This window comes from Nitrosopumilus sp., from assembly GCA_029862745.1.
Taxonomy (GTDB): domain Archaea; phylum Thermoproteota; class Nitrososphaeria; order Nitrososphaerales; family Nitrosopumilaceae; genus Nitrosopumilus.
This window is the reverse complement of record JAOTWS010000002.1, coordinates 14,551-29,702: the sequence shown is the minus strand read 5'-3', so window position 1 is coordinate 29,702 and position 15,152 is coordinate 14,551. Positions and strand designations below refer to the sequence as shown.

The 15,152-nt window shown below is 32.6% G+C and carries 17 protein-coding genes; 10 read left to right on the top strand and 7 right to left on the bottom strand.

All coding sequences use genetic code 11. From position 1 onward, the window contains the following. The first annotated feature begins 2 nt into the window (after positions 1–2). Both OEM44_02015 and OEM44_02010 read left to right on the top strand, forming a co-directional pair. Complete coding sequence (locus OEM44_02015) at positions 3–386, top strand: hypothetical protein (GenBank protein ID MDH3515577.1); 384 nt, start codon at positions 3–5, stop codon at positions 384–386. Between the two features lie 5 nt (positions 387–391). Continuing rightward, on the top strand, positions 392–1,936 hold the full coding sequence (locus tag OEM44_02010) for an AarF/ABC1/UbiB kinase family protein (protein ID MDH3515576.1): 1,545 nt from the start codon (positions 392–394) through the stop codon (positions 1,934–1,936). Between the two features lies 1 nt (position 1,937). On the opposite strand, the gene OEM44_02005 is transcribed toward OEM44_02010, so the two are convergent. Beyond that, positions 1,938–2,318 carry an Hsp20/alpha crystallin family protein gene (locus tag OEM44_02005; GenBank protein ID MDH3515575.1) on the bottom strand — a complete coding sequence of 127 codons (381 nt, stop codon included), beginning with the start codon at positions 2,316–2,318 and terminating at the stop codon, positions 1,938–1,940. Positions 2,319–2,686: 368 nt separating this feature from the next. Between OEM44_02005 and tmk the strand changes: the two genes are divergently transcribed. From tmk to pyrH, 3 genes are read left to right on the top strand one after another with little or no spacing between them, the layout of a single operon-like run. Then, positions 2,687–3,268, top strand: a complete 582-nt coding sequence (gene tmk, locus OEM44_02000; protein ID MDH3515574.1) for a dTMP kinase — start codon at positions 2,687–2,689, stop codon at positions 3,266–3,268. Then, entirely contained in the window at positions 3,265–4,503 is a 1,239-nt protein-coding gene (locus OEM44_01995) for an HD domain-containing protein (protein ID MDH3515573.1), read from the top strand. Before tmk ends, OEM44_01995 begins: the two co-directional genes overlap by 4 nt. Next, positions 4,500–5,183 carry a UMP kinase gene (gene pyrH / locus OEM44_01990; protein MDH3515572.1) on the top strand — a complete coding sequence of 228 codons (684 nt, stop codon included), beginning with the start codon at positions 4,500–4,502 and terminating at the stop codon, positions 5,181–5,183. The genes OEM44_01995 and pyrH overlap by 4 nt, the downstream gene beginning before the upstream one ends. Before the next feature lie 6 nt (positions 5,184–5,189). Here pyrH and OEM44_01985 read toward each other — a convergent pair whose 3' ends face one another. Beyond that, complete coding sequence (locus OEM44_01985) at positions 5,190–5,540, bottom strand: hypothetical protein (protein MDH3515571.1); 351 nt, start codon at positions 5,538–5,540, stop codon at positions 5,190–5,192. Positions 5,541–5,610: 70 nt separating this feature from the next. On the opposite strand from OEM44_01985, the gene OEM44_01980 reads away from it, so the two are divergent. Next, on the top strand, positions 5,611–6,165 hold the full coding sequence (locus OEM44_01980; protein MDH3515570.1) for a hypothetical protein: 555 nt from the start codon (positions 5,611–5,613) through the stop codon (positions 6,163–6,165). Between the two features lie 255 nt (positions 6,166–6,420). On the opposite strand, the gene OEM44_01975 is transcribed toward OEM44_01980, so the two are convergent. The 4 genes from OEM44_01975 to OEM44_01960 are packed head-to-tail and all read right to left on the bottom strand — an operon-like array spanning position 6,421 to position 9,044. Further along, a complete protein-coding gene (locus tag OEM44_01975) occupies positions 6,421–7,065 on the bottom strand; it encodes a hypothetical protein (protein ID MDH3515569.1) in 645 nt (214 codons plus the stop codon). A 33-nt stretch (positions 7,066–7,098) separates the two neighbouring features. Further along, positions 7,099–7,335, bottom strand: a complete 237-nt coding sequence (locus OEM44_01970) for a hypothetical protein (protein MDH3515568.1) — start codon at positions 7,333–7,335, stop codon at positions 7,099–7,101. A gap of 9 nt (positions 7,336–7,344) precedes the next feature. Then, positions 7,345–8,382: a V-type ATPase subunit gene (locus tag OEM44_01965; protein MDH3515567.1), complete on the bottom strand. Its 1,038-nt coding sequence runs from the start codon at positions 8,380–8,382 to the stop codon at positions 7,345–7,347. A 26-nt stretch (positions 8,383–8,408) separates the two neighbouring features. Beyond that, positions 8,409–9,044: a hypothetical protein gene (locus tag OEM44_01960; GenBank protein MDH3515566.1), complete on the bottom strand. Its 636-nt coding sequence runs from the start codon at positions 9,042–9,044 to the stop codon at positions 8,409–8,411. Between the two features lie 124 nt (positions 9,045–9,168). On the opposite strand from OEM44_01960, the gene OEM44_01955 reads away from it, so the two are divergent. From OEM44_01955 to OEM44_01945, 3 genes are all read left to right on the top strand, one after another. Then, positions 9,169–10,731 carry an ammonium transporter gene (locus OEM44_01955; protein MDH3515565.1) on the top strand — a complete coding sequence of 521 codons (1,563 nt, stop codon included), beginning with the start codon at positions 9,169–9,171 and terminating at the stop codon, positions 10,729–10,731. A gap of 212 nt (positions 10,732–10,943) precedes the next feature. Further along, positions 10,944–11,288 (top strand): P-II family nitrogen regulator, encoded by a 345-nt coding sequence (locus tag OEM44_01950; GenBank protein MDH3515564.1) that lies wholly within the window; start codon positions 10,944–10,946, stop codon positions 11,286–11,288. Between the two features lie 290 nt (positions 11,289–11,578). After that, complete coding sequence (locus OEM44_01945) at positions 11,579–12,355, top strand: sulfurtransferase (GenBank protein MDH3515563.1); 777 nt, start codon at positions 11,579–11,581, stop codon at positions 12,353–12,355. A 10-nt stretch (positions 12,356–12,365) separates the two neighbouring features. Here OEM44_01945 and OEM44_01940 read toward each other — a convergent pair whose 3' ends face one another. Continuing rightward, positions 12,366–14,465, bottom strand: coding sequence for an ATPase (locus tag OEM44_01940; GenBank protein MDH3515562.1), 2,100 nt, complete (start codon positions 14,463–14,465; stop codon positions 12,366–12,368). Positions 14,466–14,552: 87 nt separating this feature from the next. On the opposite strand from OEM44_01940, the gene OEM44_01935 reads away from it, so the two are divergent. Then, positions 14,553–15,152, top strand: a complete 600-nt coding sequence (locus tag OEM44_01935) for a V-type ATP synthase subunit E family protein (protein ID MDH3515561.1) — start codon at positions 14,553–14,555, stop codon at positions 15,150–15,152.

Below are 15,152 nucleotides of genomic sequence, written 5' to 3'. Positions count from 1 at the left end.
TCATGCATGGGGATGAAATTGAAGTTCCAAAGGAATTGCGAGAATTTATGCTAGAAGAAGCAGAAGAAACCTTCCTTGGACAAAAAAATGGAGCATATAAACAGTATCGTTATGGTAATTTACACATTAGAGAATATGACGATAAATTTTTGGTTCATATGGATAGAATAGACCCCAGAAAAGATCCAGTTGGACATTTAATTCATGATGCACCTGAAGTTCTAATTGGTTTGGCATGTGCAGTTTTTAGTGGTTCACAAGTTGCAAAAAATATTCTTAATAAAAATTCGAAAAAACAATCATTTACAGTTGGTCTTATATCATCAATCATTTCTGGATATGTGGGATACACAACAGCAAAGCAAATTAAAAGTTATTTGGAGTAACCTAAATGTCTACAGTTAGAATTATTCAAATTTTTATCAAACTCTTACCGTCAGTTTTGGCGTTACGTAGAGATAGAAAAATTTGGATTAACCAAAAGAAAAATGAAATCGATTTAGAACAATTTCGAAAAAACGCTCGTAGAGCTCTTAACGTATTCATTTCACTCGGACCAGTCTATATCAAATTAGGTCAATGGCTTTCTTCGAGGGCTGATATATTGCCTCAACCATATCTTGAAGAACTTGCAAAACTCCAAGATAGTGTTCCTGTAGTTCCTTTTGCTCAAGTAAAACCAATAATTGAAAAAGATCTTGGCCCAATTGATGAAAGATTTGATGAAATAGATACTAATTCCATCTCTGGTGCATCAATAGGGCAAGTTTATCGAGGTTCTATTTTAGGTCAACAAATTGTTATCAAAGTAAAAAGACCTGGAATTGAAAAAATTGTTGAACAAGATCTTAAAGTTTTAAAAAAAATCCTTCCACTGGCATTAAGATTTGTTGATCCAAATTTACGTTATTCAGCAAAGGCCATGCTTTCCCAATTCATTGAAACGGTTTACGAAGAGATGGATTACACTATAGAGTCTAAAAATCTTAAAAAAATTAAAGATGACATGAAAGGATCCAACCAGGTAATCGTGCCATCTGTTTTTGATGATTTTTCTTCAAAAAACGTGTTAACAATGGAATATCTCCCCGGAATCAAAATCACAAATGTTCAGGCACTTGATGAGAAGGGAATTGACAGAGAACAGCTAGTCATTGATGTTCATAAGGTTTTTTTTACCATGCTTCTAAAGCATTCCATTTTTCATGCAGATCCACACCCTGGAAACATCGCAGTAACTGATGATGGAAAACTAATTTTGTATGACTATGGAATGGTCGGAAAGATAAATAATGAAACCAGATTCAAACTAATTAGGCTCTATCTTGCACTAGTTGAAAAAAACCCTTCTAGAGTTGTTAATGCAATGAATGATCTTCGAATGCTAACTCCTGGATATAATAGATCAGTAATTGAAAAAGGAATTGAACTTTCGATTGGTGCAATGCATGGAAACAAACCTGACAAAATGGAAGTACAAAGTTTGATGGAACTTGCAAATCAAACCATGAGTAAATTTCCATTTGTTTTGCCAAAAAATTTAGCCTTGTATATGAGAATGGCTTCCATAATTGAGGGAATTTACAAAACACACAACGTTGATTTCAAGTTTGTCAAAGTCTTGAAAAATATTCTTGAGGAGGAAAATCTTATTTCAAGAGCATATGTTGAAGAATTAAAGATCTCTTTTGACAGCTTCGCAAAATCTATTGATTTTGCGCTACGAATTGGACCTGAAATGGAGAAACTTCGGGATGAAGTTTCCATCTATATGAAAAAAAGAAAGCCAATGATCTTAATCAGTGGAAGTATATTTGCCTCTGCAATTTTTGTAGGCTCTACGTTTTTGTTCCAGTCTAGCCAATCTTTGGGTTTAGCTGGGATGGTTAGTTCTGGTTTGATAATGATAGTTTCTGTATTATTTAGAAAATACTAGATTATTCTATTGGGATATTTTTTCCTTTTTTTGTTACGTGGATAATTAATGTAAGCACACCATTTTCATATTTTGCAGACTCTATTTTTTCTTCACCTTGTTTAATCTCGATTGGAAGTCTAATTTTTTTATCAATCACACTTGGTCTCTGATTTGAAATCAATGTATCTGCTTCCTTTTCATCAACTTCTTTTTGAGCCTTGATGGAAAGTATATCTTTGCACAGGGTCAACTTGATGTTTTCTTTGTTAAATCCTGGAATGTCAATTACTACTTTGAGATTATTTTCATTCCGATACATGTCAATTGGTGGTAAAACAAATTCATAAAATTCTCTTGATTTGTTTCCGATCTCTTTGATTACATCGTTAACTAGTCCCATTTTGTGCTATGTACTCCATTTTTGGTTATAAACCTTGACAGAATTTAACGTAGCATAATGACGAAAGTTGGTTATTTGAAAATCCTTGATAGTTCAAATTCGGTTAGGAGTACAATGAATATGGGGTTAGGACAGAGCGGCGAAAATTAACGTGTCCGAAAGAGCACCTGAACAAGATCTTGATTGTTTTTAGGCTTGTGTTATCATCATTTGTTAATTATGAACCATTGTCTTCATTATTTTCAGTGTTGACAGATTTTCCAATACTGTTTTCCTTGATTTTACAACAAACCTTGTTTTTATTACTGAATATTGATAACTGCTATTGATAGATTTTTAATTAATTAATTTCTCTGTTTTGATAACTTATGATAATTGTAATTGAAGGCGGAGACCAAGCAGGAAAACTAACTCAATCAACTATGTTGGAAAAAGCCCTTAAAAAAAGAAAGGTCAAAACTAAACTATTCAATTTTCCTGACTACAAAACACCAATTGGAAAAGAAATCAGACAATATTTGAGGGGAAAAAGAAAATTTCCTCCACAAGTAATTCATTGTTTATTGGCTGCAAATAGATGGGAAAAACTTGACGAGATTTTAGTAGCCCAAGAGAAAAATTCTGTTTTGATTATGAATAGATACTACCACTCTAATCTGGTTTATGGAATTGCAAATGGTATGAAACAAAATTGGCTTGAAAATCTTGACGCTGGACTTCCAAAGGCAGATCTTGTAATTTTACTTGATGTTACACAAAAAGAATCATTTCGTAGACAAAAAACTAATCGTGATAAGTTTGAAAAAAATAAAGAATTTTTAAGAAAAATTTCTACAATTTATCATATAACTGCTAAAAAGAAACATTGGAAAATAATTGATGCATCAAAATCTAAAGAAGAAGTACACGAAGAAATTATGAAAGTTTTCTCAAAGAAAATAGGATTATGAAAAAAATTTATCTAGATATTATTGATCCAATTCATGATTTCATTCGTGTCTATGAACATGAGCTATCAATAATTGACAATCCTATTTTTCAGAGATTAAGACGTATTAGACAGCTTTCTGGTGCTCATTTAACATATCCATCTGCTCAACATACAAGATTTGAACATTCACTAGGAGTAATGCACATTGCTAGCCAAGCGGGTCATGCATTAAATGAAAAAGGAATTTTACAATCTGATGATATTGAAATTCTTCGCCTTGCAGGTCTCTTACATGATATAGGTCATGGACCATTTTCTCATTTATTTGAAGAAATAATACAAGAAAAAAAAATCTCACATGAAGATTTTGGTAAAGAAATAATTTTAAATTCTGAAATTGGTGATAATTTATCAAAAAATGGTTTTGATAAAAAATTGATCACAAAAATTGCTTTTGGCGACTCTAAATTTCAATACATGAATGAAATTATTTCAGGTGCACTTAGTGCTGATATGATGGATTATTTACTTAGAGATGGTTATTTTACCGGTGCTGAACATGCTAAAATTGATCATAAAAGAATTACACAATCACTTGATGTACATAAAAAGAAATTAGCTTTGGAACGTTCTGCATTGTATTCGTTTGAATCTATGATGCATTCTAGATATCAAATGTTCAAAGCAGTATATTTTCACAAAACTGTACGCGCGGCTGAAGTAATGCTTATTGAAGCATTAAGATTAGCTGATGATGAATTTGGATTTACAACTTTTAACTTAAATGAATTTGTTAAACTCACAGATGAGTATGTTTTATCAACTATAATTTCATCAGAATCTTCAAAATTAAAACGTTCTAGACAACTTGCGCAAGACTACCAAAACAGAAAATTGTTAAAATGTGTTTATGAACGAATATTGACTAGTCAAACTAACTTGAAAAAAACACGTACTGATGAATTAAGAAATGAAATCTCTAAAAAATCAAAAATTGATGAAAATGAAATTTTTGTAGATAGTTCTGTTACTCCATCAATTCCTCTTGCACCATCAAAGAATGAATCTAAATCTATAATTTTGATCACTCATGAGAATGGACAACAATCTTCTGCAAAAGAGATGCCTATTTCAGAAATTCCTGTGGTTTCAACCATTTTTGGATTCATGAATATACTTAGAATTTATACTAATCAGAATCACAGAAAAAAAGTTGAAATTGCCGCAAAATCAATCCTAGGTGAGCTAGAATGAAAAAACGAATTGTCATCAAATTATCTGGTAAAGTTTTTGCTATGGATAATGTCAAAGTGCTAAAAGACTATGCAGAGTTTTTAGTAAGAATCAGTAAAATTTGTCAACCAATTGTTATTGCTGGTGGTGGAAATATTGCACGACATTATATTTCTCATGCCAGATCCTCTGGAGCAGATGAATCAACACTAGATGAACTGGGAATTGAAATATCTAGACTTAACGCAAAACTATTGATTTATGCATTAAGAGCAAAGGCATATTCACATCCACCAACTACTCTACAAGAAGTCAGGCATGCAGTAGATGATGGATTAATTGTTGTAGCTGGTGGTTTGCATCCAGGTCAAAGTACTAATGGTACTGCAGCTTTAATTGCCGAAAAAATACATGCAGAGCAATTTCTTAATGCTACTGATGTAGATGGGGTTTATGATATGGATCCTAATAAATTCAAAAAAGCCAAAAAATTTAAACGAATTGATCTTAAAAATCTGAAAAATATGTTAGTTCATGAAGATTCTTTAGCAGGTGGATATGATTTGATGGATATTGTTGCTCTGAAAATCATAGAACGTTCCAAAATTAAAACAAGAATATTAAAGGCGGAACCAAAAATCATTGAAAAGGCCATTAGAGGTGCAGATGTAGGTACTCAAATCATACTACCTTCAAAATAATTTCTGTTAAATTTCGTTTTGTATAGTAATTCTTGTCTCAGACCAGATCTGAATCTCTTTTTCTGAATATTCATCAATTCCTAATTCTCGTAGTTTTTTGAAAATTGATATAGCTTCTTCTTTTTCCATTGCTTTTGATTGAGCCTTTGTAAATCCATCTTTATCTACAATTACTGCTACATATCCATCGGCTGAACTAATCACTGCAGTGAATTCTTCTTCTCCTACTGGATAAAATACACCATTAATTTTTTTCGTTGTCAAAGTTAGCATTCCAAATCCAGCAACCTCAAACATTTTCATCTGTGATTTACTTGCTCTTTGTTTTCCTTGTTGTACCGCTTGAAAATACTGCATAGTTTCCTTCTTTCCTCAATAATATAATAATCATGTTAACATTTAAGATGTCTAAGGAATATGAAAAATTATGAATCCTAAAATCTTTGTTGGTATTGCTGTAGTAGTACTGGTTATGATATTAGGTGGAATTCTTTTGGTAGGACCTACAATAGTCATACCTTCTCAAGAAGATTCTAGTCAAATTGAAGGTGTTCCAGAAGTTAAACCTCTTTACATTGAATTAGAAAATATATCAGTTGAAAAAATTTCAGAAAGAACTGCTGAAATAGATATTTCGTTTAAACTTTCAAATCCTAATCCTCGTGCTGTAATTGTCCAAATGATGGATTATCAATTATTTGAGACAAATTATTCTGATTCTGAACAAATTTCAGGAGGTGGAATAGGAAGTAGACCAGAGGGAATGGTTGAATTTGGCTCAAATTATTATACTCTTCTTGGTGAGAATTCAATAATTCTAAGAGATACTATTACATTAAGAGGTTCTGAAAACACTCCTGAATTATGGACAATTCTTAAAAATAATGATCCATCTTGGAGAGTTTCAGGTGATGTATTTTACAATTTAAGCTCTATGACTAGTGGACAAGAAAATATTCTTCATTTTGAATTTACCAAATGAATTAGTATAGTATCATAAAATTCTAAAATTACGATAGTTTATTTTTAGACAAAGAATATTGACAAAGTTATAAAAGGCCGTAAGATGCCTTTTTATCAAATGGCAGAAGCAAGTATGGCCGCATTTGGCGCAGCAGCTGGAGTTGCAATTGCACTAGCAGTAGTGTGTTTCGCGTTACGTGGTAAAGGACATCCAGAATCACTAGATTAACCAAAAGGATTTTTTCCTTCACAATCTTTTTGATTTATGTCTGGACTATTTGTCGCTCATTCCTAACATCTCAGCTAAAGACATCTGTTTGGAATTCTTCTTTTTCATGAAACATCTCTCATAATATTGGCATTCAGAACACTCTGTAGATGGCTCTAGTATTGGCAATTTTTGCTCCTTTAGAAGATCATTTAGGACCCTTACCCTTCTAATTATTTCTTCAAACATTTTTTTGTTTCGTGTTAATGAAAATGTTGTCTCTTTTCTATCTCCTGAAATATATACAACAATTCCATCATATTTATTATATATCCACATGCATGCGTTAAGATACAAAACGTCATTTGCTTGAGGATTTTCCAATTCAGTTGCTACCGGTCTGAATAAAATAATAGTATCATCAACTATCATATCTACTTGTCCTTTAAGATTGATATCCTCTATAGCAAATTCTTTAGGTTCACTTCCATACTCTAGTTTCCTTAATAATCCTGAGAGAAGATCATTGAATCCTCTTCTTTTAACCTCTTGAGGATCTACTCTGTCATAGTAGGAACGCCTAAGACATTGAACTACTTCATGAAGATGAATAGTTTGGATATCTTCTGAATTTATCTGGATCTCTAACTGTTTTCCAATAGATTCAACAGCGCTTTTAATGATCTTTTGAAAATCTCTATCTCCCATCATGATATTTTACCTTCTTAAATAGCCTCATTTAGTTTAGCTCATTATCTTAGTTATGATCTTTGAAATTCTTCCTGAAAAAGCTAATATCATAAAATGAATTCCAAAACCAATTACTGCTCCTATGATTAGTTCACCTGTCAAAAAATAAATTCCTAAGAACAATGCTAATGGTGGCAATGTGAAAATCATTGCTAAAAATGAACTAACCCAAATGAATCTGACTAAAACTTCTGTAGAAACTTTAGTTTTTTTCTTTGGAAAATTAAACATACTAGAATCCTATTCTTCCTCTAGGATTAACTTTGACATGGTAATCTCAGTTGGTATTTTTTGTTCGACAGCAAAAGCAATTGCTGCTAGATTTCTAACTTCAAAGGAAGTCAATTTAGTAATTCCAATAATTGTTCCAAAACTAAACATTTTTCTGAATGATCCAAGTGATGAACTGTATATTGCCATCTCAAATGCTCTTTCAAATTCTGCAATAGCATTCAATTCATCTTCTACTTGTGGTACTAAATCCTTATATTTTGTACTAGATAGTTCATTGAATGCATCTCTTACTGTAGCCACTGCCATCATTCTTTCTAGTAATCCTCTTGCAGGTGGATTAGTACTAATAATCATATCTCTAATTTGTTCTTCTTGCAATCCCCAGAACTTTCCTCTAATTACAGTTAAAATATTGTAAAAGTCAATATCCATTGAAACAAGTTTTGTTGCTTCTTTATCTGAATAGTTCTTCATTGCATCAGCAAGATGCTGATATAATATTTTATCAAAATATATATCAAATATTTGCACATTCTTTTTTTCATTATATAATGCTGCAGCCTTTGCAATCTCCTCTCCAAATTGAACTGAATTCAAACTTGCGACAGCTTCTTCAAGATCTTTTGAAACTAATGCTTTGATTACAATATCTCTTTGTTTGATTAATTCTTCTGCATGAAGATTAACATGAATCTCAATTTCTTCTTGAGATTTTCCTAGAACTTTACCTTTCAGAATTAATTTTAGATTTGATATAATGAATTTCATATAATATGCATCTAATACACCTGAATTTCCTGATGTCTTTGCAATGGAGTAATGAACATCTGCCAGTTTACTTCTTAAAGCTGATTCGATACTTTGTGAAGTATATGGTTTTTGAACATCTGCTACAGAATCGGCATACACTGTATTTTTGATTCTAGTCATTAATTCTTCTAAATCTCTTGATTCTGCAAGTGTTTGGAAATCAGCCTTTGTCAGTAATTTGCCTCTTTTACTGTATGCTTTAACTGAGGCATAGACATTCTTTGATGATCCCATATATTGGAAACAAATACAAATAGATTTTAATGTTTAGAATCAATATGTGATAGAATCTGTAATATTCTTCTTTGATTATCTTTACTGTGTGACAGTATTGATTTTATAAATTTTAAATTACAATTTAATGGAAATTCGTATACTTTACTAATCTTTTCTAACGTGATTGGTATTATATCCTTTCCATTCATACATCTTGTGGATGTATATTTTTCTAACAATAAAAAACACAAGTCAGGATTAATTGTATATAATAAATTCAATTCTTCTCCCAGATCTTGTTGATGTGTAAGATCTGTAAAGTCTATTTTCATTTTACTGTCTTCTATACAAAATAACAATAATGTGCCTATTTTTGTTAATTTGTAATATCCTGTACCTTCTCTTTGTAGTAAACGTGGTCCTCTTTTGAGTGGAATTCTTCCTTCCTCTTCAATTATTTTTTGAGGTAACAATATTTTTTCAATATCGTCATAAACACCAGAGTAAGAATTCTTCCAAGATTGTTTATTCTCCATACTTATCTTTCTTGAAATTTCTACTTTTGTTCTCTGGTTTGGAATATGTGTGGTTCCAATAATTTTAATTATTTTCCTTTGTCTTTTTGCCTTCCCAGTTAGTTGGTTTGTTAACTTAAAGGTTTCAAAAAGAGATGTTTTCAACGTGTCTGATGTTATATTTTATCTTATAAAATATTAATCTCACAATAATTTGATTTACAATAGTAACACAATTTATTAATAAAAAAAAAATATCTTTTTAAATGGCTTCGCTTGAGGTTAGAAAGTGAAAAATCAAAAGATTTCTCTTATCGTAATGTTTACAATAGTTTCAGTTATTTCTGCTGCTGCAATGACTCAGGCTTATGCGCAGTCTACATCTGATGGGATGGATGGTTATGTGCTTGGAACTTCTGGAATATACACTGGTAATCCTCATGAATGTTGGTATTCTGATGATGATGGTAACATGTTACCTTGTAGAATTGACACTGGTGACACAGCTTGGATGTTGACTGCTACTTCTTTGGTACTTTTGATGAGTCCTGGCGTGGCTGCATTTTATGGTGGTCTTGCTAGAAGTAAGAACGCTGTTAATGTTTTCGGTATGACTTTAGTAATTATGGGTGTAGCCGCTGTTCAATGGCTTGGATTTGGTTATTCATTGGCATTTGGTCCTAATTATGAAGCAGGTAATGCATTTATGGGTGCACTTGACTATGTTGGATTCAATAATGTTTCTCACTTTGCCCCACTTGGTTCAGTAGGTCCTTGTACTGATACATGGTCAGCTGCATATCAAATGAATGCAATGGTTGATGCGGATCAATGTAGCCAAGATTGGCCTGGTACTATTCCCCATATGCTTTTTGCAGCATTTCAGGGAACATTTGCAATAATTACTCCTATTTTAATTATTGGTGGTATTGTTGACAGAATGAAATTCAGTGCAGTTTTGATATTTGTTATAGTTTGGTCTACATTTGTCTACTATCCAGTTGCTCATTGGATATGGGGCGGTGGATTTATGTCAGATGGAACACTGGATTTAGATCCTTCTCTCTCACCTAGTTATGTGCTTGATTTTGCTGGAGGGGCAGTTGTACATATTACTGCTGGATTTGCAGCATTAGCTGCTGCACTTGTCTTAGGAAGAAGAATGGGACTTGGAAAGGTTCCAATGGAACCCCATAATGTTCCATTGGTTGTTTTAGGTGCCGGTATTCTCTGGTTTGGTTGGTTTGGATTTAATCCTGGAAGTCAAGTTATGGTTGATGGTGTAACTGTCAGTGCTTGGATGGCTACTAACATAGCTGCTGGAATGGGTACCGTGACATGGGTATTATTAAGTTGGGCTCATACCGGAAAACCAAGCATCATTGGTGCTGCTACTGGTACCATTGCTGGATTAGGAACCATTACTCCTGCGTCTGGTTGGGTAGGTCCGATGGGTGCGTTGATTATTGGAATTGCTGCTGGTGCTGTATGTTATGGTGCAGTAGCATTTAAGAATGCTAAAAGATGGGATGATGCTTTAGATGTTTGGGGAGTTCACGGTATGGGTGGATTGACCGGAGTTATTCTTGCTGGTACCCTAGCAAGTCCACATATTTGGGATACTGGTGGTGATGGTATCGGTGCATGGACTGGTACTGCAGAGGGTATGGAACAACAAAGCATCCAAATAATTGGTGCTGTTATAGCTGTTGGTTATACTTTAGCGGTTACGTTCGGTATTCTTAAAGTGATGGATTTAGTATGGCCTGGTGGTATCAGAGTAACTCCTAGGGAAGAAGAGATAGGATTAGATTTAGCACAGCATGGTGAACGTGCTTATGTTAATGAATAACAGATTAAGGTATTATTAATTTGTAATATTCATTGTTTTCTATGTTAACATATTCTATCTAGATTGAGAAGCAATAAGAAAAAATACTGTCTTGTTTTAATTTCTAGATTTGTTTGTGATTTGAGATATTTGAAAATCTCTGTCTTAAAAAATTATTTTAAAATTCTACTTGTTATCTATATCTTTTTTAACAACGTAATATTAACAGAAACATGAAAAGATTGGAAACTATAGTTAGGAGTGATAAACTATCTGAAGTGGTTAGTGCAATTAAATCTACAGGTGCAAAAGGCGTAACTGTAACAAGCATAAAAGGTCAAGGTTCTGGAGAGCGACCTATGCTTCGAAGCGGTAGAGGAACAACACAGTTTAGAGCTGAATATAATATTATGGACTCTATCATGACCGTTGTAGATGATTCTGAAGTTTCAAAAGTTATTTCAGCCATATCTCAAGCTGCATATACTGGGAAGAGTGGTGATGGAATAGTAATTGTTACAGATGTTGATCAGGTAGTTAATATTGCCAGTAAAAAGACAGATTCATCAGCACTTTAGTATCAAACAAGAAATTTTTTTAATTTTTAATTTGAATAACTGTTTATCTATATTGTGAGTATAATCAAAAACATATCTTTAATATTCTAATATTTAGTGTATGTAATTTTTTGATTTATTATGTATTATTTAGATGTTCAATAGTTTACTAGATGAGAACCGCTTCTAAAGAATGTTAGCAGTGATTTTGGTATATCCCAATAGAGAATATCAACAAATCAAATAATACATCTTCTCTTTATTTGGTATCTAGTGCAAATCAATTTAGATTGCATTAATTTACTTCAATCATGTTGATTTCTGTAGAAGAACTTTACTCAATTCTTACTGATACTGATCTGATTATCGTTGACACTCGTTCATTCAAAGAATACTCTGAAGGTCATATTCCTGGGGCTGTTCATTTAGATCTATTTGCATTTCATTGGATTGATACAACAAAACAAGGAATTGAAAATTTTGATAATCAAACACAAAAACTTCTTTCATTTCTAGGAGTCACACCAGAAAAGAAAGTTGTCTTTTATGATAATGTCTCTGGAATGCTTGCAGCACGAGGTGTTTGGATGTTGATGTATTTTTCTCATGAAAATGTATCAATGTTAAATGGTGGAATATCAAAATGGAAAAAAGAAAACCTTTCACTTGAAATCAAACCTAATGGTTTTAAACCATCTATTTTTTCAGGAAATATCAACCCAAATATAATATCAGGATTTGCGTATATTAAAGATAATCTAAAAAATGTAAAAATCATTGATGTTCGTTCTCCTGAAGAATATGATGGTAGTATTATCCGCGCAGCTCAATCAGGTCATATTCCAAATTCAATTAATGTTGATTGGAACAAAAATATCAATGATGATGGTACCTTCAAAAATAATGATGAATTATCTAAATTATATAACTATCCAAAAGACTCTGAAATTATCACTTATTGTCAGGGTGCATATAGAGCTGCCAATACATTTCTAGTTTTGAAAAAACTAGGATTCAAAAATGTTCGAGTTTATCTAGGTTCTTGGGGAGAATGGGGGAATAAATTAGAACTTCCTGTTGAAAAATAGTTTTTTAATTTTAACTCTTCTTCCAAATGAATTGGTTGTAAATCAATTCTGGTCTAATTTGTCTAAATGGTTGTGAACCGCCTACATACCATTTTGTAAAGAATTCATACAAATGTAATCTGAGAGACTGAATATACACAATTAATCCTTCAATCATCATAATTCCTAAGTTACCACCAATGATCATAGCTATTGCTCCGCCTGATTCAACACCTCCTAGAGATGAAAATGCATTGTTTACTGTCAACAATAGAGCCGCATGTACCAACAACATAATTCCAAGTCGAGCATAACTAATTGTATGCGCTAAACTTTCAACTGTCTTTCCTAGCAAAACCTCCATGATTACACTTGCCGGATCTGCTCCATCTTCTGGATGTTTCTTTGCATGTATTACACCTCCAACCATCATTATGATCATTGATGCAATTACAATTACAACTGCAATTCTTGTAATTATCCAAACCTGTGCCCAATCTCCAAGAAACATAGTTACCCAAGGAACAGCTTCCGTGTGAACTCTGGAATACATGTTCATTACATCATATTGGGAGCCAATAGCACACATCATTATAACTACAATACCACCATAAAGTGTGATGTTTGGAATTGCTTCGGTAAATACTACTAGTTTATGACCTTCTTTTAGTAATCTGATTACACGTAAAGTCATTGCCCAAACTAGATGTATAATTCCAATGAATAATGAAACTTTGAGAATGTTGATTACTTGTTCAAATGTTAATTCGGCAACACTGAGAATACCTACTATCCAACTAACTGAATGCAGTGCTCCTCCTTCTTCCAATAACCCTTCAAATGGACCCATATGGTCAAGATGATATCCAAACGCTTCTCCTGCACCTACACCAGCTATAGCTGCTGAGGCACCAGAAATTGCAATAAGCATTCCCCACCTAGAAAGTTCTCCCTGTCCTTTGAATTTGAATAATAAGCCTAATCCCATTAGTAATAACCCATGACCCATGTCAGCAAACATCAATCCATAAAAAATTGGCCACATCAAAGCAATCATAGGTGTTGGATCTGGTTCTCCAGACTTCGGAATTCCCTGACTTTTTGTGATTACTTCAAAAGTTTTAACGAATTTTTTATTATCAAATAATGTTGGAATTTCATCTTTTAATTTAGGATCTGTTATGTCCTCTACAACTGACATCCATTGTTTTGTAACATTAGTAAATTTAGATTCCATTTTTTTTGGAATAAAGCCTTGAATTACTGCAAAATTCTTTGTTCCTCCAGGTTTTCTTAGAGTCTCAAGTACGTCTTTTGCAACTTGTGCTTTTTCATGAATAGAAAGAATATCTCGTCTGATCTTCTTTGTTAATCCCGATAATTGTTTTTTAATTGCTGCTTGTTTTATAATTAATTCTTTGATTTTTGCTTCTGCAAGTGCATAAGCTTCACTTGGAATTTGTGGAAATCCTTCTGGAATTTTAAAAGTAGTTGAATTAAAACTTCTTAATACTTTTAGAACTTTCTCAGAATCCTCGGTACCAGAAATTACCAAAATTGCTGATTTTTCCTTATTTTCTAAATCATATTTGTAAATTGTAACATCCTCAAGGGAACGACTAATCTCATCAAAGTCTGCAGAATTAATTACAAAGAGATTTGCAAAAAAATATCTCATTAACCCAAATCCAGAAAGATCTATCTTCATTTTTCTAATTATTTCTAATGTATCTTTGAGTGCCTTGTACTCTTCAATTGATAGTCTAGTATCAGCGGCATCTCGTAATAATTTTGCTGGCTCATCGATAATGGAAGGAGCCTCTTTGCTTAATTGCTCTACCATCTCTTCTATTTCATTAATTTCATAATCTTTTTTCTTAATCACAGTTCCTTTGAATAATATCTCCATAATTCCTACCTCTAGAGGAATTCCCATTCCTTTGACCACATCGTCGATTGACTGGAAAGTCTGTTGTGCTTTTAATAAAAGATCATCAATTTCAGGAGTTACCAGATCATTAGCAGAATCAATTTTATGATACCACTCAAATTCGGTTAATCTTGAAATTGCTCTTGGAGACTCATTTCTTGGTAAAATTATGGTTCCTAATTTTAGATCGGCTGTTCCCAAGACAAATTTTTGATATTTTTATTGAGTTTAATATCTTTCTGATTTCCATCCCAAACATTAAAATCCGTTATAAGTCAACTGCACCTATTGGCATCTAATTCCGCATTAGAAAGTACAATTGACAAAATTCTAATAAATACTGAAAAAAATATCATTTCTAACATAAAATTAGCACTAGATGATTCACAACAAAATCTAGATGCTGCTATTCCAAAATTAGAGAGTGAATACAATAAAATTATTTCTGATGCCAAAAAAGAGGCTGATAAAATTGGAAAACAGATCACAGGAAGCTCAGACATTGAAGCCAGAAATAAACAACTTTTAGCATTAGAGGAAGCAGTTGATAGGGTATTTTCTACAGCATTGGACCAAATTGCAAATACTGATCGCAGTGATGATTATTCAAACTTGATTAAGACTTTAATTAAAGAGGTAATTCAAATTTTGGGTACTTCAGAAATTTCAATTTCTACAAATGCAAAAGACAAAGATGTTGTCCAGCAGGCATTATCTCAATTTTCAGGAGCTGAATTGTCATCTACAACAATTAATTGTCTTGGAGGAATTAAAGTAAAATCTAAAGATGGTGCAATGACATTTGATAATACGATCGACGCAAGAATTGAACGTCTGAAGCCTTTAATAAGGAAAGAAATTGCAGCAAAATTCGGAGTGGGAAATTAA